The sequence below is a fragment of the Paenibacillus sp. Dod16 genome (assembly GCF_049893405.1).
Taxonomy (GTDB): domain Bacteria; phylum Bacillota; class Bacilli; order Paenibacillales; family Paenibacillaceae; genus Paenibacillus_AQ.
This window is the reverse complement of sequence record NZ_JBNDYG010000012.1, coordinates 80,067-101,655: the sequence shown is the minus strand read 5'-3', so window position 1 is coordinate 101,655 and position 21,589 is coordinate 80,067. Positions and strand designations below refer to the sequence as shown.

The window sequence follows — 21,589 nt, the reverse complement described above, 5'->3', positions numbered from 1 at the left end:
ATATGAATTTTGATCTTGCAATAGACCGAACCTGTACCGACTGTCAGAAGTGGGACAATGTTCCCACCATCTTCGGCGTGCCGGATGCGCTTCCGATGTGGGTGGCTGACATGGACTTTGCCGCTCCTCCCGCCGTTGTAAAGGCGCTCCATCAACGGGTGGAGCATGGTGTATTTGGATATACGTTCCCTTCCGACTCTTACCGTGAAGCGATATGCGACTGGATGGAGAAACGCCACAGCTGGAGTATTCAGCAGGAGTGGATTCAATTCTGTCCGGGTGTCGTTCCGGCACTCAGCCTGATCGTGGATGCGTTCACCGAGCCGGGCGATCAAGTCGTCATCCAGACGCCGGTCTATCCGCCGTTCTATAGCGTCGTTCAAGACCATGGCCGTGAGCTGGTGCATAATCCGCTGCTTCGAAGTGAGGACGGCGATTACTCGATGGATTTCGAAGACTTGGAGAAGAGCTTTTCTACAGGCAAAATCAAAATGCTCATTCTGTGCAGTCCGCACAACCCGGTGGGCCGGGTGTGGAGCAGAACAGAATTAGAGCGACTGGCTTCTCTCTGCCAGCAATACGATGTGCTTGTCGTATCCGATGAAATCCATGCGGATCTGGTGTTTGAATCCGGGGCGCATACGCCATTCGCTGCTCTGTCCGAGGATGCCGCCGAGCGTTCCATCATCTGCACCGCGCCAAGCAAGACATTTAATATCGCCGGTCTGAACACGGCAAACATTATCATTTCGAATGCGCAGCTGCGCAGCAAATTCCGCAAAATACTGAACCGTTACGCCATTGGCTCCATTACACCGATGGGCGCCGCCGCCACCGAGGCCGCTTACCGTGAGGGCGAACCATGGCTGGATGAACTCCTGGTTTATATCCGCGGGAACATGGAGCTGGTTGCGAATTACGCACAGGAGCATCTGCCCGAGCTGAAGGTGGTTATACCGGAGGCTACTTACCTGCTGTGGATTGATTTCCGTGGAATGGGCATGTCCCACGAGGACTTAAATCGCTTCCTGGTTCAAGAGGCGAAGCTTGGATTAAACAGCGGGGCGGCCTTCGGGAAGGAAGGCGAAGGTTTCATGCGCATGAACCTGGCTTGCACGCGCGCCACCGTCCATGAGGCGTTGTCTCGTCTGCATAAAGCTGTCGAGGAATGGCGGAAAGCCTAAGGACATAAACTCAATCACAAAAGGAGCCGCGCTATACGCGCAGCTCCTTTTTATTGCTTGCAAACTACTCGGCTGATATATTTTGCCATCCGCATCAAATGTCTTATCGGGATACCACTTCCAGTCGTTCACCGCGGGCCGCCTCTAAAGTCACGTCCATCCGGCGATACATCCTGTTCCGTCCCTCCGATCGAGCAGTCTCACATCAAACTTCCGTTGTCGTCGGTACCGGAAGTCAGCCCCTCAATCGTTACGGCTCCATTCAGACTGTCGCCGGCCACCTGTCCCCGCTCCATCTGATAACCTGCGTCCAGCATCGAGCCGTCCAGCTGATGAAGCTGCTGGCTGACTTGGTCCATCTGCTGGAACAGCTGACGATGTCGATAAGCTTCGGCGTACCCGCTCTGCTGCGCAGTCTCGTCCATTTGCTCGAATGCCGTTTTGTTCTCGCCCAGCACCTGACGGTACTGCTCCGCTATAGATGTTCGGATATCCTGCACTGCGTTCATCATCCCATGCAAGACCATTCGGCAATTCACCAGCTCCTGCCGGACGGCAGAAGAAGTTTCAGGCGTAACCCCTGCCTGGGCGCTTTGAAGCTCGGCTTGGATATGGCTTAGCTCACTTACGATCATCCCGACTTCGCTCATTCCCCCGTTTTGCGCTGCAGCGGTCAATTGGCCCGATAGCTGGTTGAGTCTCATCGACATATTTTGAATGTTGCTCATTGCAATTCCCCCTTTTCCGGATAGCGTACATGTTTATGAATAGGATGCGATAAACCATGGATTGCTATTCATGTCGATATCTGGTCAGGGGTCCCGTCTGTTGGAATACGGGACGGGATGCCGATATAATAGAGTAAGCCATCATATGAAAGTAGGTAGATTATAGAGTCCTCATGATCAAACGCAAAAAAACGACACTGTTCCTGATTGCTGCCTTATTACTCGCCATATTTTATATGCAGCTGCAAACCTCCATACCGGGATTCATCAACGATCTCGATTTTGATTTTAACAGTAAAGAAACACCTGAAGTCACCCAGCTCCACCCCTATGTATTACAGCAAAAGAATGAGCTTGTCCGCCTCACCAAGAAAAAAGGAATCACGATCATCATAACGGACGGTTACCGCAGCCATGAAGAGCAGACCCGCATCTACAATCAGGGGCGCAGCACCGAGGGCGACATCGTGACGAATGCCAAAGCCGGAGAATCCCTCCACAACTATGGACTTGCGATTGATTTTGCGCTAAGGCTAAAGGATGGAAGCGTCATCTGGGATATGGAATATGACGGGAACGGAAACGGCAAGGCTGACTGGATGGAAGTTGTGGAAATTGCCAAAGATTTAGGCTTCCAGTGGGGCGGCGATTGGGCCAACTTCCCGGATTATCCGCATCTGCAGATCGATTTTGGACTGACGATCCGTGATTTAAAACGGGGAAAGCTCCCTCCCATGGACGCTTCCGAGACTTTGGAAGCAAAGTGAACGGCTAAGCAGCGCATGTCCCTCAAACCTTACGCATCACCTTTTAGATTAATGCCGACCAGATCGTTCTGGTCGGCATTTTTGACGTTGTTCTCTACCAAAACTTTTGATGATTCGTGATATCCAACCAAATGCTTGACATTCGATTCACCTTTTGGTTATATAGTCATATATATGAGTATATAACCTTAACAGGACATGAAGGCAAGGCGGTGATTCTTATTGAGCGGTACCGTACACCCAGATAATAAGCCCCTGTTCATCCAGATCAAGGAGAAGATCGAGGACCAGATCGTGAATGATCTACTGCTTGAAGGTGAACAGGTTCCTTCCACGACGCAGCTCTCCCAATTTTACAAAATCAATCACATCACGGTATTAAAGGGCATCAACCTGCTGGTTGATTCCGGACTCATCTATAAAAAGCGAGGTGTCGGCATGTTTGTTGCAGAGGGGGCCAAGGAAATGCTGCTCCAGACCCGAAAGAGTGCATTTGCGGAACATTATGTGGTGCCTATGGTACAGGAAGCAGACAAACTCGGCTTATCCACGGATGAGCTTTTTCAAATCATAACCCAGTTAAAAGGAAGTGACGTCCATGAATCTTGATATTCAGTTTGATCGCCTATCGGTGGTATATGGTGACCTCGAAGCCGTCCGCAATGTTTCGCTGCATCTCCCGGCCGGCAAAATTTATGGTCTCTTGGGGCGGAACGGAGCAGGCAAAACCTCGCTTCTGTCTGTTCTTGCTTCATTTCGTGAACCCTCATCGGGATCGGTTACGGTCGGCGGTGAGCAGCCGTTTGAAAATGCAAAAATCATGAAGGAGGTCTCCTTCATCTACGATATCGACTATAAAGACGAGACCGACAAGGTCAAGGCAGCGATTGAATCGGCAGCCAGACACCGGCCCCATTTCGATACCGGATATGCCCTTGAGCTTGCACGCAAATTCAATTTGCCCTTGGATAAACAGCTGAAGGAGCTTTCCAAAGGGATGCAATCCGCTTTTAACGTATGCATCGGCCTTGCCAGCCGCTCGCCGGTGACCATATTGGATGAGGTTTATCTCGGCATGGATGCGCCGTCACGCGAAATTTTTTACCGGGAGCTGCTGGAAGACCAGGAGCGCCATCCCCGTACATTCATTCTCTCCACCCACCTGGTTTCGGAGATGGATTATCTGTTCGAAGAAGTCATTATCATTCACAAAGGCCAGTTCGTGCTGCAAGACGATTATGAAAGCCTCACATCCCGAGGCGTTTCCATTACGGGCCCGGCGGCAAAGGTAGATGAATACATCCAGGGTATGAAGGTGCTGAACGTGCAGCAGCTCGGTTCTACCAAAGCCGTCATGGTCTATGGAGAATTAAGCGAGGAAGCCCAGCTGGCCGCACATCGGGCGGGACTTGAGATCGGGCCGATCTCACTCCAGGACTTGTTTATCCATCTGACGGGGGAGGAATATTCCGCATGAAAAAAACGTCATCTGCCGTAACCAGAGTTTCGACGGACATGTTTATTCAGCAAGGCAGCTGGTCCTTGGGTTTTCTATTTGTTGTGCTGCTGATCTATATTGGAGTCGGCATCGGTACCAGCATGGGTGTCAATGTTCGCGAAGGAATCGCAGAGGAGGACTTCTTCTCTATCACTTACCGTTCAACCAAAGGATTTATGCTCGTCATCGGCATCATTTCTGCTTACGGCTTTCTGAGCTATTATGTAAGAAACGGGATTACGCGCAGGGATTTCTTTAAAGGAGCCGCATTGGCGGCCGTCTATCTATCATTGGCCTTTCCAGTCGTGGTGGGTCTGGTCAATTGGATCATCGGGATGGTTACCTCCCATGATGCCAGCAGCACCTTGCTGCAGAAGCTCGATAACAACTGGCTGCTGATACTTGTCTCCTACGGCGTCCAAATTTTTATCTACTATCTGATGGGATGGATGATTGGATCCGGATTTTACCGGTTTGGCTGGATTCGCGGCTTGGGGTGGATCGCCTTAGCCCTCGTGTTGATCGCCTTCATGGATGCATTATGGCAATTCGAGCTGGCTTCCATATGGGAACAGTGGCTGCCGGTCACGACTGACTTTTCCGTTACGCTGCCGGTCTCTCTTGCAGGCTCCCTGATCGTCATCCTGATTGCGCTTATTCTGATTCGGCTGATCACGCGAAGAGTTACGATCAAAATGTAACATGTACGCCAAAATGGCTGATTCACGGGTAGCAGCATATCTACTCCGGAGTCAGCCATTTATCATTCTTTACATTGCTTGAATTAAGCAGCGCTGCTCTTCTTTTTATTATAAATATCGAAGGCTACCGCCGCGAGAAGAACCAGACCCTTGATGCCTTGCTGCCAGTCGATGCCAAGACCCACCAGCGACATCCCGTTATTAAGCACGCCCATGACAAGACCGCCGATGATGGCGCCAAAGACCGTACCGATCCCGCCGGTGGCCGATGCGCCGCCGATGAAGCTCGCCGCGATGGCATCCAGTTCAAAGTTCGTGCCGGCTCTTGGCGTCGCCGCGTTCAAGCGGGCGGCAAAGATCAACCCGGAGATCGCTGCCATTACGCCCATATTAACGAATACCCAGAACGTGACCTTCTTGGTTTTCACGCCGGACAGCCCCGCCGCCTTCTCGTTGCCGCCGAGCGCATAAATATGACGGCCCATCACGGTTTTGTTCATCACGAAGGAATAGATGATGATCAGCACCAACAGCAGAATCAGAATGTTCGGGAGGCCGGCATAACTGGCCAGCATGAACGTAAAGGCATTGATCACCGCTGCAATTAGGATAAGCTTCAAGAGGAACAAGCCGTTTGGCAGAACTTCGAAGTTGTATTTTTTATGCGATTTTCGCTCGCGAAGCTCATTGATCAGGAAAATAACCGTAAAGACGATGCCCGCCAGAATAGCGATCAGATTGGTGCCGGTATTGCCGAAGTCCGGGATAAAGCCGGAGCTCAGCTTCTGGAAGCCTCCCGGAAACGGCGCAATGGATTGGCCCTCCAGCACGATCATGGTTAGACCGCGGAACAAGAGCATGCCCGCCAGGGTTACGATAAAGGCCGGTATTTTCACATAAGCCACCCAGAATCCCTGCCAAGCTCCGATCAGACCGCCGACGATCAAGGATACGATGACGGCAATGACGGGATGCAGCTGCATATCGACCATCATGATCGCTGCAACCGCACCGACGAACGCGGCTACCGAACCGACCGACAAATCAATATGACCCGTAATAATGACAAGCACCATGCCGATGGCTAATACGAGGATGTAGCTGTTCTGGAGAATCAGGTTCGTGATGTTGATCGGCTCCAGCAGAAGTCCGCCCGTAATGATCTGGAAAAATATCATAATGACAACAAGGGCGATAATCATCCCGTATTGGCGGATGTTGTTTTTGAACATTTTTTTGAGTGTCTCCATCTTAAGCCCCTCCATTCTTGGTCATGTATCTCATCAAGGTTTCCTGCGAAGCCTGCTCTCTGCTAACTTCTCCGGTCAGCCGTCCCGCGCTCATGACATAAATCCGGTCGCAGATCCCTATAATCTCCGGCAGCTCCGAGGAAATGACAAGCACGCCCTTGCCCTCATCCGCCAGCTGGTTAATGATCGCGTAAATCTCGTATTTGGCCCCAACGTCAATCCCCCGCGTCGGCTCATCCAGGATCAGAATGTCCGGCTCGGCATATATCCATTTACTCAAGACAACCTTCTGCTGGTTCCCCCCGCTGAGGTTTCCCGTCTTCTGGAGAATGTTCGGCGTTTTGATTTTCAGCTTCTTCCGCATATCCTCCGCCACGAGGATTTCTTCCCGTTCATCAATGACCATGTTCTTTGCCAGCTTGGACAGTCCGGTCAGCGAGATGTTACGTTTGATATCGTCCATGAGAATCAACCCGTATTCCTTGCGGTCCTCGGTCACGTAAGCAAAGCCGTTTTCAATCGCCTCGGTAATAGATTGATTCCGGATTTCCTTCCCGTCTTTGCGCAATGTTCCTGTAATATTCCTGCCGTATGCCTTACCGAAAACACTCATCGCAAGCTCGGTCCGGCCGGAACCCATCAGCCCGGCAATGCCCACGATTTCCCCCCGGCGGATATTCATATTAACTTTATCAATTACTTTGCGGCTTGCTTGCTGCTCGTGATACACCGTCCAATCCTTAATCTCCAGAATGACTTCCCCGATTTTTGGTGTCCGCTCCGGATAGCGGTTCGTCAAATCCCGGCCGACCATGCCGCGGATGATCCGGTCCTCGTTCACCTCGCCGCCTCTCATATCGAGCGTTTCGATGGTCTGACCATCGCGCAGAATCGTAATGGAATCCGATACCTTTGACACCTCGTTCAATTTATGGGAGATCAGGATGCAGGAGATTCCCTGCTTCTTGAATTCCAGCATCAGCTCAAGCAGGTTCTCGCTGTCGTCCTCGTTGAGCGCCGCCGTCGGTTCGTCCAGGATAAGCAGCTTCACCTTCTTCGATAAGGCCTTCGCGATTTCGACCAGCTGCTGCTTGCCTACGCCAATGCTGCCGACCTGCGTGTTCGGGTTTTCGCTGAGTCCCACCTTATCCAGCAGCTCTTTAGCTCCGATCATCGTCTCGTTCCAGTTCATGATGCCCTTCTCTGCGCGCTCGTTCCCCAAGTAAATGTTCTCGGCAATCGACAGATACGGGATCAACGCAAGCTCCTGATGGATGATGACGATGCCCAGGTCTTCACTTTGCTTAATATCTTTAAATTGGCAGACGCTGCCTTTGAACAAAATATCTCCCTCATACGAGCCGTGTGGATACACGCCGCTCAGCACTTTCATCAGCGTGGATTTGCCCGCTCCGTTCTCCCCGCACAGGGAGTGGATTTCGCCTTCGCGAACTTTCAGGTTCACGTTATCCAGCGCCTTCACCCCGGGAAACGCTTTCGTAATATTCCGCATTTCAAGAATGTACTCTGACATCTGGCTTCACCTTCCTATCGTTTCGTGTTCGCTGCCTAAAGACTATTTCAATCCGATTTCTTCCTTGGAATAATAGCCCGTCTCCACAACCTCTTTCTCCACATTGGAAGCATCAACGGATACGGGAGGGAGCAGATAGGCTGGCACGACCTTGATGCCGTTATCGTACGATTCCGTATCGTTGACCTCGGCCTCTTCTCCCTTCAGCACGCTCTCCGCCATCTTGACCGCTTGCTCGGCGAGCTGGCGCGTGTCCTTGAACACCGTCTGCGTTTGCTCTCCGGCCACGATCGATTTAATGGAAGCTAGCTCCGCATCCTGACCCGTGATGATCGGCAGCGGCTTGGCCGCCGTCCCGTAGCCTACGCCCTTGAGCGAAGAGATAATGCCGATGCTGATCCCGTCGTAGGGCGACAGCACCGCATCCAAATTTTCGCTCGAATAGTTGGCACTGATCAGGTTATCCATCCGCGACTGGGCCAAAGCCCCATCCCAGCGCAGGGTCGCAATCTGGGCCATCGTAGTCTGCTTGCTCCGAACCACAAGCTTGCCTGAATCCATGTAAGGCTTCAGCACGGACATCGCGCCGTCATAGAAGAAGTAAGCATTGTTATCGTCCGGCGATCCGCCGAACAGCTCGATATTGAACGGCCCCTTCCCTTCCTTCAGGCCAAGCTTCTCTTCAATATAAGATGCTTGCTGAACACCGACCTGGAAATTGTCGAAGGTGGCATAATAACTTAAATGCTCGGTATTTCGAATTAACCGGTCATAAGCGATAACCTTAATTCCCTGATCATGAGCCTTCTTGATCACGTCTGTCAGCGTATTGCCGTCAATGGAAGCAATGACGATGACGTCGACCCCTTTCGTAATCATGTTCTCGATTTGGGAAATCTGGTTTTCAATCACGTCCTCGGCGAATTGAAGATCGGTTTTATATCCCTTTTCCTGAAACAGCCGCTCCATGTTCTTTCCGTCAGCCACCCAGCGTTCGGATGATTTCGTTGGCATCGCAAGGCCGACGTATCCCTTCTCAGCATCGCCGGTTTGGCTTTCGGCGAGGTTGCAGGCCGTCAGGGCCAAGAGCAGCACCGCGATCAGCAATCCTGGCAATCCTCTCTTCATCGGTAGTTCCCCTTTCCGAAAAATGGAATCGAGAGCGCTTACAACCGAAGGTTCGAAAAGCCTCTCTGTACTACAAAGGATACCTCCCAACGGGTGGAGGGGTCTTTCCACGAAAACAACCTTTTTTATAATTTTCATACTTTTGTTGTTTGGAATTCGCGCGAGTGTGTACATGGCTGCTTAACGTCCCGGCTCCGTACACAGCATGTCTCAAGCGGTTGCCTGCATAAAAAAAGCCTCTGTTAAGTTGGTTATCCCAACAAAACAGAGGCTATCGCCTTCACTTAAGCCATGATAAGCGCGAAAACCGTGTCATCTCCCCATATCATTAGAAAAGTCTGCGGGCATCAAACTCGCCAGCGGACCATAATTACGATCATATACGGCCTGCCAGAATGGTATAGGTTCCGGATACCAACTTCATGCCCCTAACTCAACCGCTTATTCTTCCTGAACCGTCGCCCCTTTGCGGTACCGGTTCGGCGATACCCCCATCACCTTCTTAAAAGCCGTGCTGAAATAATGCTGGCTGTCATACCCGACCCGCTCCGCGATGTCCAGGATGCTAAGCTCGGTGGAGTTGAGCAGCTGGATTGCTTTCTGAATCCTCGTCTGGGTCATGAGCGTGATAAAAGACGTGCCCAGTTCTTTCTTTAGCGTCCGGCTCAGATAGACGGGCGAAACCTGCAAGGCATGGGCAAAGGATTCCAGCGTCAGCTCCCGAACGGCATACTGCTCCTGGATGAGCTGGCGAGCCCGCCGTACCAGCGGAGAGAGCTGCGCCTCCTTGAACACCCCTTCCCGGCAAGCCTCATAGGCGGCTGCAACCGCTCCGTCCGCTTCTTCCGAAACAGGCTCCAGATGTACATTCACGGCCAGCTTTAAGTACTTCTGGATCAGCTGCTCGGCATCGGCCGCAATGTTCGAATCCGCTACTCCCCAGCAGCAGATGCCGATCCATCCAGTGTGATCCCGGAACAAAACGCAGGGCGCGGGATGAAACAGCTCGGCGATTATATTTTCCATCGCGAACAGATACAGCTGCCGGTCGCTTTCCTTCATCAAAGGCTGCGGAGCCGTCATCTCCGTCCATCTGGCGATGCCGATCCGGGATGGACGGCAAGGCGGCAGTCCCAGGAATTCCAGCTGCTCGAGCGCCTCCTCCTCATCCAGCAGGCCATGTATCCATTCGAGGCAGAACCGTTCCCGCAGCAGCGGAATGTTCTTCTCGATTTGCTCGGACGCCTTCTTAAGATAGTTCTCCTGGATTTGATGGTCGTTCAGCTCATCCCGAACGCTGCCCAGCACCTGGATCAGGTGATCCGCATTCACCGGCTTCAATATATAATCCTTAACCCCGAGCCGGATCGCTTCCTGCGCATAAGCAAATTCGTCATGGCCGGTAATAATGACGAACCGGCATTCGGGACGTTCTTCCTTCATCCGCTTCATAAGCCCGATGCCGTCCAGGAACGGCATATTCATATCGACCAGCATAATGTCAATCGGTTGGTTGAGCGCAAGCTCCAGCGCCTCTTCGCCATCCTCCGCTTCGGCAGCCACCTCCATGCCGAGTCCCTCCCAGTCGACCGCATCCCGAATGCCTTCGCGGATAATCGGCTCATCGTCGGCAATCAAGACTTGATACGCTCTCTTCATAACCTGTCTCTCCCATCATGATCGGAGGACGAAGGAACGGCATGCACCAGCGGGTGCGTAATCACTACCGTGGTTCCCTCGTTCTCTGTACTGTCAATCGTGATTCCGTACTCATCGCCGAACGTTAGCTTGATACGTGCCTGCACATTCAGCATGCCGTAGCTTCGGCTTCCGCCCAGCCCTTCTCCCGGCGTCGCCTCCATGGCCCAGCCGATCAGAAGACATGCCGGCCCCATTATCCTGGACGCTAAGGAGAAGAACGTCTCCGTTCACCTCGGCTTTGATGACAATTCGCCCGGGCCCTCTACGGGCCTTAATGCCGTGGTATATCGCGTTTTCCACGATCGGCTGCAGTAAGAGCTTCAGCACGTACAATTTCTCAGCCTCTGGCGAAAGCTCCATCTCAACCTGCAGCCTGTCGCGGTAACGCGTTTTCTGTATTTGCAGGTAACTGCTGATATGCGTCCATTCGTCGGACATGGGAATGATATCATCCCCTTTGCTGAGCCCGAGCCGAAACAGCCGCGACAAGGATTCCACCAGATTCGATACATCGTCCGCCCCTTTCTTGCGGGCCATCCAATGAATTGTATCCAGCGTGTTGTACAGAAAATGCGGCTTAATGTGAGCCTGCAGGCTGCGCAGCTCCGCTTCGCGCTTCTGCTTTTCCCGCAGCTCGCTCAGCTTCATCAGCTTTCGAATCTGCAGAAGCATGCGGTTAAAGCTGCGGCCGAGCATACCCACCTCATCCTGCCGGTTTCCCCAGTAACGGGTCGTCAAATCCCCGGATTCGGCTTTTTGCATGAAGGACATGAGCTGCCAGATCGGTCTGGATATCGACTGTGAAAGCGTATAGGATGCCGCAACCCCAAACAAACACACCACAAACAAGAAACAAATCATATAAAAACGAATCTCCCGGACCTCATACACCGATTCGCTGGTTGGAAATACGCCGATCGTCCGCCAGCCGGTAAATGAGGAGGTGCCGTATATCAATTGCAGACGCTCCCCGTTCACCTCGCGGATCAAGGCGCCGCTGTCCTCTTCCGGAAACCACGAGGGGGGAATGGACGGAATGATGGAATCCTCCGGAGCATAGATGCTGGAGCCGCCGGCCTCTGCCACCATCAAATATCCGCTTTTTCCAAGCGTGACATCCCGGACCGCTCTCGCGACTGCCCGCAGCTTCAAATCGATCAATACCGCACCGGTTACTTCCCTCGTATCCGGATCCACAATCGAGCGAACGACCGATACCAGCTCCTCGTTGCCGTAATGAACATGGGTGGTGACATTACGCTCTGCCGGATGGCCAAGCACGGTGAAAATCCCTTCATTTAAAACAGCCTCGCGGTACCATTCTTCCTCCGTCAAACTTGCCGGACTGCGTGCGTACATTTCGTTACTGATATACTCTCCCTCGCGATTGACCAGAAGAATAGAGGCGATTTCCGGGTACAGCGTCGTGAAGCCTTGAAGGTACCGCTTAATCTCATAATTCTCCGTATTGTCCTGCTTGACCGAGGCGGTTCGCGGGCCGGAATCACCCGTATCTTCGGTTCCAACGGCTGGCTTGTCCCCTTGAATTTCCCCATTCAGAAATCGTTCCGTGCGCGGGTCAAATCCGATCAAATACGTAATGTTCTGGAGATTCTCCATATCATTGTCCAGGGTCTGATTGACCTTTCCGATCAATTGAATGGTGTTCGAGGTTACCTGCTGATCCACAATGCGGTTAACCGTCCAATTGACGAGGACACTCAGCGCGATTGAGGGCAGGATGCCAACCATGAGGAACAAAATGACGAGCTTGTATCTCAGCGGCAAATCCCCGAACCGCAGCCACCGCGACATGCCTTCGCGCCAGGATTCCGCTCTGTTTCTATTTTGCATAATAATCATTCACATTCTCTCGGGTCACAATGGAAATCCCGGTGTCCACCCTTGTCGGAAGCGGAGATACGTCATTGCCGAGCGTCGGGGCCGGTACGGTAAGACCATGATGCAGATGAAACAAATACTGCAAGGACCAATAGCCCATATTCCACGTCCCCTGGGCGATCGTTGCCGCGATGGTTCCATCGGAAATCCGGTCCAGCGTTCCTTTATTCGTATCGAATCCGATGATGGTAATTCGGTTTGCTTTATCCGCGCCGATCACGGCATCCGCCACGCCCATTCCGCCGCTGGCCTCCGTTACGAAGATCCCTTTGAGATCCGGGTGCTTATCCAGCATGTCGGCAGCAGCCTCTTTGGCAACGAGGGTATCCCCTTTGCCTTCCCTGATCTCCACCACGGACATGCCGGGATATCGCTGCTCTAAAGTGTCCCTGAAGCCTTCGGAACGGTCATCATGATTCTGCTGCCCGGGCTGGGTAACAATCCCGATCTCCCCTTCCCGGCCGAGAAGCTGCGCCATTTTGTCCGCGGCCGCAACGCCAGCGTTGTAATTGTTGGTTGCCAGGAACGAATAGGCCTTACTGTCAGGCGCATCCGCATCGAACAGCACGACGGGGATCCCGGCATCCACGGCTTTATTAATTGTCGACGTCAGCGCTTTGGAATCGATGGCCGACAGGGCGATACCGGCAGGCTTTTTGGCAATCACTTGTTCCAGAACAGTGATCTGTTCCTCCACGTCGTATTGTGTAGAGCCGCGATAATCGACAGTTACGCCTAGCGCATCCCCTCCATCCTCGAAGCCCTTCAGAATATTTTTCCAGTATTCCATACCGGATTGAAAAGTCACCATAACATAATTCTCACCCATGCTGCCGTGCAGGCCGCCCTCCTCCCAAGCGGAAGAACGCTTGTCCTCCAGCCTGTACATGAAGACATAGGTGAAAAAAGCCAATAGAAGCGCACCGTACACCAGCATCATCTTCTTCATGAATAAGTCCCCCGATCCTTGATCCTTCGTTCGCCATCTTCAGTTGCAATCGGTTACATAACGTATAATGAATATACTGCAATTCTTTGAAAAAGATCAAACCCTTGCTAAAATTTGGCTATGGCCGGCAGCAAAAACAGACCGTCCACAGTTAAACCTAACCATGTTGCAGCCTGTTTCTGATATGTTAATTATCTTATTTTTGTACATTGAATTTCATTGCCTTATGTAGCCCGCTTAGCTGGATAAATGCTGATACCGTGCATAAATAAACTCACCACGTGACGCGCAAGATCCTCAGGAGTCCGCTTGCCTGTCAGAAGCTGCTGCGAGGTCAGTCTTTCAATGACACCGACCAAGCACTCCGCAACGATATGCATATCGGATTCACCGTCAAAATACCCGTCCCGCTGCTCAGCTTTCAGATTTTGCTCAATCATGGCTGCCATTTCCGACTTTACGATCACCGCGTCATCCCCAATAAAAAAACCGATTTGCGTCAGATCCGGGTCTTTGCCAAGAAACGCGAACAACCCTGTCAGTACGCTCTGCAAACGGCCGGTCACATGATTCTCATCGATTCCACTTTCCAATCTGCTGCCCTCGAGCAGGATCTTGAGCTCAGCTCGAAATTTCTCCACCAGCTCCTTGAACACGGCTTCTTTGCTCTCAAAATACAAATAGAATGACGGCTGCGTCAATCCAGCCCGAGAAACGATGGTGCTGATCTTGGTCTGATGGTATCCTGACTTTGCAAATTCATTAGCAGCGACAATCAGTAGTCTAGCCCGGCTTTCTTGTCCGTTCGCACCCTTCTTACGCAAAGCTATCCAACCTCCGAATCTACTCATGATGTATGTAAGTTACCGTCCATTATACTCTATATCGGAAAGTTGCTGCTACAGATAAAGTCCAGTCTTATGCACGAGACTTTACATCGCCACAAGAACGTTATAACGTAAAAGGATAACGATGTTTATCGTTACAGCCAAGAAGGAGATAAATAACATGCAGAAACATACCCCATCCAACTCGGTGGATATAACCGAGTCACATAACTCGCAAGACCCGTCATCCACACGCGTACTTATTGTCACGGCGGTCGATGCTGAAAAAGAAGCCGTGCAGCGCGGGCTTAACCATGCTCACGGATTTGATGTCATCGCGGGTGGAGTCGGCCCAGCGGCAACCGCTGCTGCGACTGCCCGCAAGTTGGTTCAAGGCACCTATGATTGGGTTATCAGCGCAGGTATCGCTGGAGGATTTGCCGGTCAGGCTGAGGTTAGTTCCATCGTTATTGCGGACACCATCATTGCCGCTGATCTCGGTTCCGAAACTGAAGACGGCTTCAGCAGCGTCCAGGAGCTCGGCTTCGGAACGGATCGGGTGCAGGCACATCCGGATTCCGCCCGCAAACTCGCGGAGGCCTTACAACATGCTGGCGTTCCCGTAACCCTCGGGCCCGTTCTGACGGTCTCCACTACGACGGGAACAGCCGCAACGGCCGCACGTCTCCTCCACCGGGTACCGGACGCCGCAGCCGAGGCGATGGAGGGCTTCGGCGTGGCCACCGCTGCCGCTGCAGTCGGTGTGCCCGTGCTCGAAATCCGGTCCATTTCCAATCAGGTCGGTCCGCGGGACCGCAGTGCATGGAAGATCAAGGAGGCGCTGCAGGCGCTTGAGACCGCAAGTTCATTACTACCGGAGGTGTTACGATGAAAATCGCTTTTTCCCCTTGCCCCAACGACACATTTGTATTTCATGCCTGGGTTCACGGACGGATTCCAGGCGCCCCCAAGCTGGATGTATCCTATGCGGATATCGATATCACCAATCACTGGGCAGCCGAAGATCGAGAACATGATATCTTAAAAATATCCTATGCCGCGCTCCCCTGGGTGCTGGATGAATATGCCCTTCTGCCCTGCGGAGGAGCACTTGGCCGCGGATGCGGGCCGCTCGTTCTGACAGCGGACAAGCTGACGGATGGTAAAACCCCTGACAGCCCTGCGGATTTGTCCGGCAGGCGGGTAGCCGTTCCAAGCGAGCGCTCCACGGCTTATCTGTTGTTCCGTCTGTGGGCCGCACAGAACGTACCCGGAGGGCTTGGCGAAATCGTGGTGATGCCGTTCGATCAGATTATGCCGGCTGTCCGGGATGGAGCGATTGATGCCGGGCTGGTCATTCACGAAGCACGGTTCACCTATTCGTCTTATGGATTGAAGATGATGACGGATCTGGGCAGCTGGTGGGAGTCCGATACCAATCTGCCTATTCCTCTGGGAGCGATTGTGGCCCGCAGGTCGCTGGATCTGGCAAGCATCTCGAACTGGATCCGCTCCTCTGTCGAATATGCCTGGAAACATCCCGAGGACTCTCGGGCCTATGTCCTCCATCACGCTCAGGAAATGGATCCGGATGTCGCCGATGCTCACATCGACCTGTACGTCAATCCATTTACCGCGGAGCTGGGCGAAGATGGCTATGCCGCAATTTCAGCCCTGCTGAATCGCGCAGCCGATGAAGGGCTTGTGCCGAGGATTGATCCTGCGCTGCTGAAGCGTCCGTAATACGGCGGCCTAAACGGCTTCACTGATAGCTTATATTTTCTATATTCATAAGAGGAGCACCAAGAACCCGACAACCGGGTCTCCTGGACGCTCCTCTTTTTCATTGTCCACCCATGAATGGTTCTTGTCGTACACTCCTGTTCAGTACTCATTCCTCGATATAAAATCATGCAATCGCCGATAAATTCCGATAATCTCATCCATGGGCATTCTCACCAGTCCGCTGGAAGAAGGAGCTACAAACTCACGCACGCCGTCAATGACGGAGTCCGGCTGAATTCCCCAATCCGCCTTGGCTTTGCCGCTGAATTCGGTATACACGCCCTTGCCGACAAAGCAGGCAACCTCCGGTCTGTACTTGGCCAGCTTCTCGCGCAGCGTCTCTCTACCGAGCCTGTACTCTTCGCGGGTTATGTCTTCGGCCCCCCTTGTGGGCCTGGCTACAATATTGGTAAATCCGTACCCTAGCTTAAGCAATTCCCCATCCTCAGCGGCTTCATATAAGCGCGTGGTCAAACCGGATTTATGCAGAATCCTCCAAAAATTGTTGCGAGGGTTCGCATAATGATGACCGACCTCCCCGGATCGCAAACTCGGATTAAAACCGATAAATACAAGAGTCAATCCATAATCCAGATGATCGCTGACTTCATCCATTTTGCTTCCTCCTCTCATCATCTAAATCTGGGTTCCCTTGAGCTTAATGAGAGCTCGATGCGGCAGCGCTGTTGTTGCGTTTGCGTATCTGGTGAATGCCCATCACGACGGCAACAAGCTCCCAGTCACCAAGAACGTCGCTCTCATTCTGAAGCTGATAGGCTCCGGCTTGAAGCCAGCCGCTAATGCGGGAAAAAGAGGCGATGCCCCCTCCGGCATCATCCGTTATTTCATACTCATTGGAAAAAGCAGGCGAAGTGATCTCGTATACGCCCCGCGATCCCGCATCGTATTCGAATTTTTTCGTAAAAAAACTCATCCGCATGCGCAGCAGGCCCAGTTCTTCCCCATTGCCGCCAGTAATATTCCATTTGTTCGAGAAGAATCGAAACGACCCGCTGCATACCGGATCTCCCGAAGCGTTATATACGTCCAGCGAGGAGCCGAAAGCGCTCTTCAAATCCAGACTTCCTATGACACTGCCTTCCCTATCCATAATATCTGTTATACCCGAGCTAAAAAAGTTATCCTTAAAATATAAATGCATAGGACTTCTCCCCTTCCTCGATTCCTGCATACCTGTTATTCATACAACGATTTGCAGATTAAATTGTTTCAATTTTTTTGCGGGAAATTCGGGAACCGATCCGTCATTTGATTGTCTAATAGTCGAGGTGATGTTATTGGAGTACCTTAAATCGATGGTGGCCGTGAATGATGCGAGCACCGTGCTGAGTGACTGGATGGAGTCCTTCGGCCAGGACGTATGGAACTATGCATTCTTCCTAACGAAACGCAAAGATGCGGCTGACGATATCAGTCAGGACGTGTTTTTGAGAGCATTTAAGCACTGGAATGATTTTCAGGGCCGAAGCTCTGTCAAAACATGGCTGTTAACCATCACCCGCAATCTTTCCCTGAACTATCTCAAGTCTTCCTATATGACAAGGGTATCATTAACCGGCTGGATCACTTCCAAGCAGACCAAACCCTCCGCTGAAAAAGAGTTTATGGATGCCGCTGCCGTCTCGCAGATTTGGAAGTACGTGTTGGAGCTGCCGCCCAAATACCGGGAGGTGCTGATTCTTGAATCCCATTACCAGCTGCCGCGAAAAGAAATAGCGGAACTGCTCGGCATATCCGAAGGAACAATCAAATCCAGACTGCACCGGGCTCGAGCCCGAATGGAAATGATGTTGAAAGGAGAGGATGTCCAGTGAAGACCGAACAAGAGCTACAGCCCGATTGGATTCAGGAACTCGCTTCTTCTCCATTTAACGAGCCGATGTTCACCGAAGAGATGAGATCCAGTGTATTAAACAACGCTGCTAATGGCTCTGTAAGAATGGGCAGAAAAAAACGGAGGTCTCCAACACGTCTGCGTATTATGACCGCAAGTGTGTTCATGCTTCTTCTAATCGTGGCGGCATGGGGATGGCGTGAATCACCCGTGATTCAACAGCTGATCCCGATCAAGGGTTGGGGGAATGCTGCCGATTGGGCTCCCCGCAGCGTGTACACGGAGGATGGCGTAGATAAACTTCAGGCATTTCCGGGCGGGGATAATGTAGCGGGCTCTCCAGCCGGTGCCTGGTGGAATCTTCTAACCCCCATTCAAGATCTTGAAGGGAAAACGATCCGCATATCCGCCGTACACCGGGATACGGGCATTACCCTTGAAGAGCTAGCTGAGACGAAGATTACTTCCGATATGGCATACAATGACTTTACGCGAGTATCTTCCCGTTTTGCCCTGCCGCTCTCCGGTTTATGGCGTTTCGACGTAATGGTGGATCAGGAGAAGTACGGCGATATCGTGGTCGATGTGCCGGACAGCAGCTGGGAGCCGAGTCCGAGTTTCGTTTCGGCTGCTTCTGAAGACCCGGTGGAGGCGATGCTTTCCTCAAAATATCCTCCCACTGAAATGACGGGCATCGAAGGGCGTCTCGGCTTTATTGATCCGGGCTTTATAGCTGGTCAGCCCAATAAATACATGTGGCATTTCTGGGGGCGAGACGAGGAATTAACGGGTGACTTGCACATTACGGCTGTAAAAAGAAACACGTCCGAGATCATCGATGTCTTTAAAGTTGCCGGTTTACGGCCCTCTCCGTTAAACGGCGCCGATGCAGCAATACCTACCTCCATGTCGCTGCCTTCGCCAGGACTATGGCGCATTATGGTCTCCATTAACGGTCAGCTGTTCGACAGCGTCATTGTGGAGGTCGATAAGCCTTAAATAGCGATGTCCCAAATTATATGAGCTACTTATGATCATGAATTCAAACACGACTCATGTCACTCCTCGTTCTCTATTTGAGGCAGACGCTGCCTTGACCAAACCCTTGAAATGAGACCTTTAGATAAAAACAAGGCTGCCCCGGTCTGTAGGCATCTACAGAATCGGGGCAGCCTTTTCATGAGGAATATCATAAATTTCTTATTCCTTTTATTTCATCAGCCGAACAACATTATTCCGCGTTCAATGCTTCCTTCGGCACTTCGATCTTGCTGATTTCGTTATGCTTCGAGTAGGTGCTCTTCATTTTCATATCCAAGGATACCTTCTGACCTTCGGCTTCCATTGCCATCACCATGTCCAAATCGGTTGTTGCAGGCAGGTAAGATTCCTTCTGTACGCCATAAATAATATGGATGCTCTTGATATCCATTTGATCCATCATGGCTTCCATCTGCGGATCGTTGCCCGCTTGACTCATCATGGACTTGGCAAGCTCCTTCAGATTGTCGCCGGAGACATCCGCCGTCAGGACGTATGTGTCTCCATCCTCCGTTACCTTGAAGTCCTTAGCAAGGGTCTTGAACTGCTCTACCTGCTGCTCCGGACTCGCACTGCTTGGATCCAGGCTATCACGGATCTCCTGCTCCGATTCCTTCGGAACCTGCATCCATTGACCATCCATGAGCATGTAAATACCGTCTTCCGTTATATACTGCTTCATCTCGACCTTGCCTTCCGGAGAATCCATCACGACGTTCTGCATCATCTCCACCGGCTCGAGCGTAAGTTCCGAATCAAGCGACATATTAACATCCTGCTCCTGCTTCTCTTCGCCTTCAACCACGATATGCTGTTTAACATCGGCTTTCATCGCAAAGCTCTTCAAATTCTGGGAAGCTTCGGCCGATTTCTGGAGAAGCTCGTCAGCAGTCGGAAGAGCATCCTCCTTCGGTTCTTCTTTAGCTGGCGTCTCTGTCGAAGGAGTCGTCCCTTGTTCTGTTGCTGGCGGCGTTGCGGCGTCATCTGCTGCTTTGTTGTCCTTACCGCATGCCGTCATACTCATAACCAAAATTGCCCCTAGTAATGCTGCTGTCCACTTCTTCAATCGAATGTCCTCCTAAAATATGTATTCCGAGTTACTTCCCCATTCTATACGATTTGTAACATCGATTGATCAAAATTTCCGAAAAAGGTACACTAGACCTATTCTTTGTCAGGGAGCGTGCTCGATTGGAAAACATTCTGATTACCGGATATCGGGCCCACGAGCTCGGTATTTACAATAACAAACACCAAGGCATACCTTATATACGTAAGGCGATTGCCAATCGCCTGGTTCCACTGCTTGAGGAAGGCCTCCGGTGGGTCATCACGCCAGGACAATATGGCGTGGACCTATGGGCCATCGAAGCGGCTATCGAACTAAAGTCCCAATACCCCAACCTGAAATGCTCCATTCTGACGGCCTACCAGAATCCCGAGGAGCAATGGAACGACGATAAAAAAGCTTATTTCCAGGAAGTGATGAAGGGGGTAGACTTCTATGCACCCGTCAGCAAGGGCCCTTATCAGGGGCCATGGCAGTTTACGGCCAGGGATGATCTGCTTCTCCGCAAAACCGATGGTATTCTGCTCGTGTATGACGAAGATAACGGCGAAGCCAGCCCCAAGTTCATCAAAGAGCGTGCCCTGAAGAAGCAGGCAGCCGAAGGCTACCGCTTTATCAGCATCGGATCGGAGGAGATACAGGCTGTTGCAGACGAAGAGAGCATGTCGCAGGATTTTTACTAGGCTCGATATTCCCCGGTTACCACTTCGATCCGCCAGAGGAGCTGTTATGTTCCCAACTGGATCGCTCGAGGAATTCCGGCTGGCGAATCTCCCCAGCTGGAGCATGCCAAATTTCACAAAGATCAAGGAAAAGAGAAGTTGAACTAACTAAAATGAACCTGTGGCAATATGACACATGAGAAGCGGTGGAGCATGCGAATTAACAAATACATAAGCGAAACGGGATATTGCTCGCGCAGAGAAACCAACCGATTGATTGCAGCCGGACGCATTACAATCAATGGCAAGGTGTGTGAAAAAGGGGCGGACGTTGAGCTGCACGATATCGTGTTGATAGATGGAAAGAAAATTCCTCGTAACGATAGCGAAGCGGTTTACCTGGCTCTCAATAAACCCATCGGTATTGTCTGTACGGCAGCTGAGCATGTGGAGGGAAACATTATTCAGTATATTAACTATCCATCGCGCATTTTTGCCATCGGGAGGTTGGATAAAGCATCTGAGGGGTTGATTTTACTCACGAACGACGGAGATATTGTGAACAAAATGATGCGTTCGGAGCATAATCATGAGAAAGAATATGTGGTGACCGTGGACAAACCCGTTACGGACGAATTTATGCAAGCGATGTCTCAAGGCGTTGAAATCCTGGACGTCATAACCAAACCATGCGAGGTTTACAGGCAAAGCGAAGATGTATTTCGTATTATTTTGACGCAGGGCCTTAATCTGCAAATCCGCAGAATGTGTAAAGCCTTGGGGTACAGAGTCCTGAAGCTGGAGCGTGTTCGGATTATGAATATTACACTGGATCAGCTCGAACGGGGGGAGTGGAGGCATTTGAAGGAAACGGAACTGCATCAGCTCCTGTTCATGTTGAACTAGGCGAAGGCGTCTAACCAACATAAAAAGCCATTTTTCAGCTTTGCCCACGGCGGCCGAGCGAAAGCACCGCTAAGGTTTACGTCAAACCTTGGTATCGTGTCA

21 protein-coding genes and 1 pseudogene are annotated in these 21,589 nt (G+C 51.6%); 11 read left to right on the top strand and 11 right to left on the bottom strand.

Annotation, left to right across the window (positions count from 1 at the left end; translation table 11 throughout):
* Nucleotides 1–2: 2 nt before the first annotated feature.
* Complete coding sequence (locus ACPV3A_RS11955; RefSeq protein ID WP_216534760.1) at nucleotides 3–1,184, top strand: MalY/PatB family protein; 1,182 nt, start codon at nucleotides 3–5, stop codon at nucleotides 1,182–1,184.
* A gap of 200 nt (nucleotides 1,185–1,384) precedes the next feature.
* Here the strand turns inward: ACPV3A_RS11955 and ACPV3A_RS11950 are convergent, their stop codons facing one another.
* Nucleotides 1,385–1,912: a hypothetical protein gene (locus ACPV3A_RS11950; protein ID WP_194541391.1), complete on the bottom strand. Its 528-nt coding sequence runs from the start codon at nucleotides 1,910–1,912 to the stop codon at nucleotides 1,385–1,387.
* A gap of 173 nt (nucleotides 1,913–2,085) precedes the next feature.
* On the opposite strand from ACPV3A_RS11950, the gene ACPV3A_RS11945 reads away from it, so the two are divergent.
* The 4 genes from ACPV3A_RS11945 to ACPV3A_RS11930 all read left to right on the top strand — a co-directional run bounded on the left by ACPV3A_RS11945 (nucleotide 2,086) and on the right by ACPV3A_RS11930 (nucleotide 4,878).
* Nucleotides 2,086–2,679 (top strand): M15 family metallopeptidase, encoded by a 594-nt coding sequence (locus ACPV3A_RS11945; protein ID WP_194541390.1) that lies wholly within the window; start codon nucleotides 2,086–2,088, stop codon nucleotides 2,677–2,679.
* Between the two features lie 222 nt (nucleotides 2,680–2,901).
* A complete protein-coding gene (locus tag ACPV3A_RS11940; RefSeq protein WP_071223518.1) occupies nucleotides 2,902–3,288 on the top strand; it encodes a GntR family transcriptional regulator in 387 nt (128 codons plus the stop codon).
* Nucleotides 3,278–4,156 carry an ATP-binding cassette domain-containing protein gene (locus tag ACPV3A_RS11935; protein ID WP_426199747.1) on the top strand — a complete coding sequence of 293 codons (879 nt, stop codon included), beginning with the start codon at nucleotides 3,278–3,280 and terminating at the stop codon, nucleotides 4,154–4,156. The genes ACPV3A_RS11940 and ACPV3A_RS11935 overlap by 11 nt, the downstream gene beginning before the upstream one ends.
* Entirely contained in the window at nucleotides 4,153–4,878 is a 726-nt protein-coding gene (locus tag ACPV3A_RS11930) for a Tat pathway signal protein (protein ID WP_220686214.1), read from the top strand. The genes ACPV3A_RS11935 and ACPV3A_RS11930 overlap by 4 nt, the downstream gene beginning before the upstream one ends.
* An 83-nt stretch (nucleotides 4,879–4,961) precedes the next feature.
* Here ACPV3A_RS11930 and mmsB read toward each other — a convergent pair whose 3' ends face one another.
* From mmsB to ACPV3A_RS11895, 7 genes and pseudogenes are all read right to left on the bottom strand, one after another.
* Nucleotides 4,962–6,128, bottom strand: coding sequence for a multiple monosaccharide ABC transporter permease (gene mmsB / locus ACPV3A_RS11925; protein WP_194541387.1), 1,167 nt, complete (start codon nucleotides 6,126–6,128; stop codon nucleotides 4,962–4,964).
* A gap of 1 nt (nucleotide 6,129) precedes the next feature.
* The gene (mmsA, locus tag ACPV3A_RS11920) at nucleotides 6,130–7,662 is read right to left on the bottom strand and encodes a multiple monosaccharide ABC transporter ATP-binding protein (protein WP_194541386.1); all 1,533 of its coding nucleotides are present in this window, start codon (nucleotides 7,660–7,662) and stop codon (nucleotides 6,130–6,132) included.
* Between the two features lie 42 nt (nucleotides 7,663–7,704).
* On the bottom strand, nucleotides 7,705–8,790 hold the full coding sequence (chvE, locus tag ACPV3A_RS11915) for a multiple monosaccharide ABC transporter substrate-binding protein (protein ID WP_194541385.1): 1,086 nt from the start codon (nucleotides 8,788–8,790) through the stop codon (nucleotides 7,705–7,707).
* 441 nt (nucleotides 8,791–9,231) lie between these two features.
* A complete protein-coding gene (locus ACPV3A_RS11910; protein ID WP_426199745.1) occupies nucleotides 9,232–10,449 on the bottom strand; it encodes a response regulator transcription factor in 1,218 nt (405 codons plus the stop codon).
* Nucleotides 10,446–12,354, bottom strand: a pseudogene (locus ACPV3A_RS11905) (cache domain-containing sensor histidine kinase). Before ACPV3A_RS11905 ends, ACPV3A_RS11910 begins: the two are co-directional and overlap by 4 nt.
* The gene (locus ACPV3A_RS11900) at nucleotides 12,335–13,342 is read right to left on the bottom strand and encodes a substrate-binding domain-containing protein (protein WP_194541382.1); all 1,008 of its coding nucleotides are present in this window, start codon (nucleotides 13,340–13,342) and stop codon (nucleotides 12,335–12,337) included. Before ACPV3A_RS11900 ends, ACPV3A_RS11905 begins: the two are co-directional and overlap by 20 nt.
* A gap of 224 nt (nucleotides 13,343–13,566) precedes the next feature.
* On the bottom strand, nucleotides 13,567–14,166 hold the full coding sequence (locus ACPV3A_RS11895; protein ID WP_194541381.1) for a TetR/AcrR family transcriptional regulator: 600 nt from the start codon (nucleotides 14,164–14,166) through the stop codon (nucleotides 13,567–13,569).
* A 184-nt stretch (nucleotides 14,167–14,350) separates the two neighbouring features.
* Between ACPV3A_RS11895 and ACPV3A_RS11890 the strand changes: the two genes are divergently transcribed.
* Both ACPV3A_RS11890 and ACPV3A_RS11885 read left to right on the top strand, forming a co-directional pair.
* Nucleotides 14,351–15,061 carry a futalosine hydrolase gene (locus tag ACPV3A_RS11890; RefSeq protein ID WP_194541380.1) on the top strand — a complete coding sequence of 237 codons (711 nt, stop codon included), beginning with the start codon at nucleotides 14,351–14,353 and terminating at the stop codon, nucleotides 15,059–15,061.
* On the top strand, nucleotides 15,058–15,912 hold the full coding sequence (locus ACPV3A_RS11885) for a 1,4-dihydroxy-6-naphthoate synthase (RefSeq protein ID WP_426199743.1): 855 nt from the start codon (nucleotides 15,058–15,060) through the stop codon (nucleotides 15,910–15,912). The genes ACPV3A_RS11890 and ACPV3A_RS11885 overlap by 4 nt, the downstream gene beginning before the upstream one ends.
* Nucleotides 15,913–16,053: 141 nt before the next feature.
* On the opposite strand, the gene ACPV3A_RS11880 is transcribed toward ACPV3A_RS11885, so the two are convergent.
* Nucleotides 16,054–16,569 carry a mismatch-specific DNA-glycosylase gene (locus ACPV3A_RS11880; protein WP_426199741.1) on the bottom strand — a complete coding sequence of 172 codons (516 nt, stop codon included), beginning with the start codon at nucleotides 16,567–16,569 and terminating at the stop codon, nucleotides 16,054–16,056.
* Nucleotides 16,570–16,612: 43 nt separating this feature from the next.
* Nucleotides 16,613–17,116, bottom strand: a complete 504-nt coding sequence (locus ACPV3A_RS11875; protein WP_194541378.1) for a hypothetical protein — start codon at nucleotides 17,114–17,116, stop codon at nucleotides 16,613–16,615.
* Nucleotides 17,117–17,270: 154 nt separating this feature from the next.
* Between ACPV3A_RS11875 and ACPV3A_RS11870 the strand changes: the two genes are divergently transcribed.
* Complete coding sequence (locus tag ACPV3A_RS11870; RefSeq protein WP_194545081.1) at nucleotides 17,271–17,789, top strand: RNA polymerase sigma factor; 519 nt, start codon at nucleotides 17,271–17,273, stop codon at nucleotides 17,787–17,789.
* Entirely contained in the window at nucleotides 17,786–18,808 is a 1,023-nt protein-coding gene (locus ACPV3A_RS11865; protein WP_426199740.1) for a DUF4871 domain-containing protein, read from the top strand. The genes ACPV3A_RS11870 and ACPV3A_RS11865 overlap by 4 nt, the downstream gene beginning before the upstream one ends.
* 232 nt (nucleotides 18,809–19,040) lie before the next feature.
* On the opposite strand, the gene ACPV3A_RS11860 is transcribed toward ACPV3A_RS11865, so the two are convergent.
* Nucleotides 19,041–19,916, bottom strand: coding sequence for a DUF6612 family protein (locus ACPV3A_RS11860; protein WP_339222389.1), 876 nt, complete (start codon nucleotides 19,914–19,916; stop codon nucleotides 19,041–19,043).
* A 125-nt stretch (nucleotides 19,917–20,041) separates the two neighbouring features.
* Between ACPV3A_RS11860 and ACPV3A_RS11855 the strand changes: the two genes are divergently transcribed.
* Together ACPV3A_RS11855 and ACPV3A_RS11850 are read left to right on the top strand one after the other, a co-directional pair.
* Nucleotides 20,042–20,602, top strand: a complete 561-nt coding sequence (locus ACPV3A_RS11855) for a DUF1273 domain-containing protein (protein WP_220686224.1) — start codon at nucleotides 20,042–20,044, stop codon at nucleotides 20,600–20,602.
* A 192-nt stretch (nucleotides 20,603–20,794) separates the two neighbouring features.
* The gene (locus ACPV3A_RS11850; RefSeq protein WP_426199738.1) at nucleotides 20,795–21,487 is read left to right on the top strand and encodes a pseudouridine synthase; all 693 of its coding nucleotides are present in this window, start codon (nucleotides 20,795–20,797) and stop codon (nucleotides 21,485–21,487) included.
* The last annotated feature ends 102 nt before the right edge of the window (nucleotides 21,488–21,589 follow it).

Excerpts from the sequence above, each read along its gene's own strand:
- ACPV3A_RS11955 (WP_216534760.1), top strand. The coding sequence starts at position 3 with ATGAATTTTGATCTTGCAATAGACCGAACCTGTACCGACTGTCAGAAG.
- ACPV3A_RS11950 (WP_194541391.1), bottom strand. The coding sequence starts at position 1,912 with ATGAGCAACATTCAAAATATGTCGATGAGACTCAACCAGCTATCGGGC.
- ACPV3A_RS11945 (WP_194541390.1), top strand. The coding sequence starts at position 2,086 with ATGATCAAACGCAAAAAAACGACACTGTTCCTGATTGCTGCCTTATTA.
- ACPV3A_RS11935 (WP_426199747.1), top strand. The coding sequence starts at position 3,278 with ATGAATCTTGATATTCAGTTTGATCGCCTATCGGTGGTATATGGTGAC.
- ACPV3A_RS11930 (WP_220686214.1), top strand. The coding sequence starts at position 4,153 with ATGAAAAAAACGTCATCTGCCGTAACCAGAGTTTCGACGGACATGTTT.
- mmsB (WP_194541387.1), bottom strand. The coding sequence starts at position 6,128 with ATGGAGACACTCAAAAAAATGTTCAAAAACAACATCCGCCAATACGGG.
- mmsA (WP_194541386.1), bottom strand. The coding sequence starts at position 7,662 with ATGTCAGAGTACATTCTTGAAATGCGGAATATTACGAAAGCGTTTCCC.
- chvE (WP_194541385.1), bottom strand. The coding sequence starts at position 8,790 with ATGAAGAGAGGATTGCCAGGATTGCTGATCGCGGTGCTGCTCTTGGCC.
- ACPV3A_RS11910 (WP_426199745.1), bottom strand. The coding sequence starts at position 10,449 with ATGAAGAGAGCGTATCAAGTCTTGATTGCCGACGATGAGCCGATTATC.
- ACPV3A_RS11900 (WP_194541382.1), bottom strand. The coding sequence starts at position 13,342 with ATGAAGAAGATGATGCTGGTGTACGGTGCGCTTCTATTGGCTTTTTTC.
- ACPV3A_RS11890 (WP_194541380.1), top strand. The coding sequence starts at position 14,351 with ATGCAGAAACATACCCCATCCAACTCGGTGGATATAACCGAGTCACAT.
- ACPV3A_RS11885 (WP_426199743.1), top strand. The coding sequence starts at position 15,058 with ATGAAAATCGCTTTTTCCCCTTGCCCCAACGACACATTTGTATTTCAT.
- ACPV3A_RS11880 (WP_426199741.1), bottom strand. The coding sequence starts at position 16,569 with ATGGATGAAGTCAGCGATCATCTGGATTATGGATTGACTCTTGTATTT.
- ACPV3A_RS11875 (WP_194541378.1), bottom strand. The coding sequence starts at position 17,116 with ATGCATTTATATTTTAAGGATAACTTTTTTAGCTCGGGTATAACAGAT.
- ACPV3A_RS11870 (WP_194545081.1), top strand. The coding sequence starts at position 17,271 with ATGGTGGCCGTGAATGATGCGAGCACCGTGCTGAGTGACTGGATGGAG.
- ACPV3A_RS11850 (WP_426199738.1), top strand. The coding sequence starts at position 20,795 with ATGCGAATTAACAAATACATAAGCGAAACGGGATATTGCTCGCGCAGA.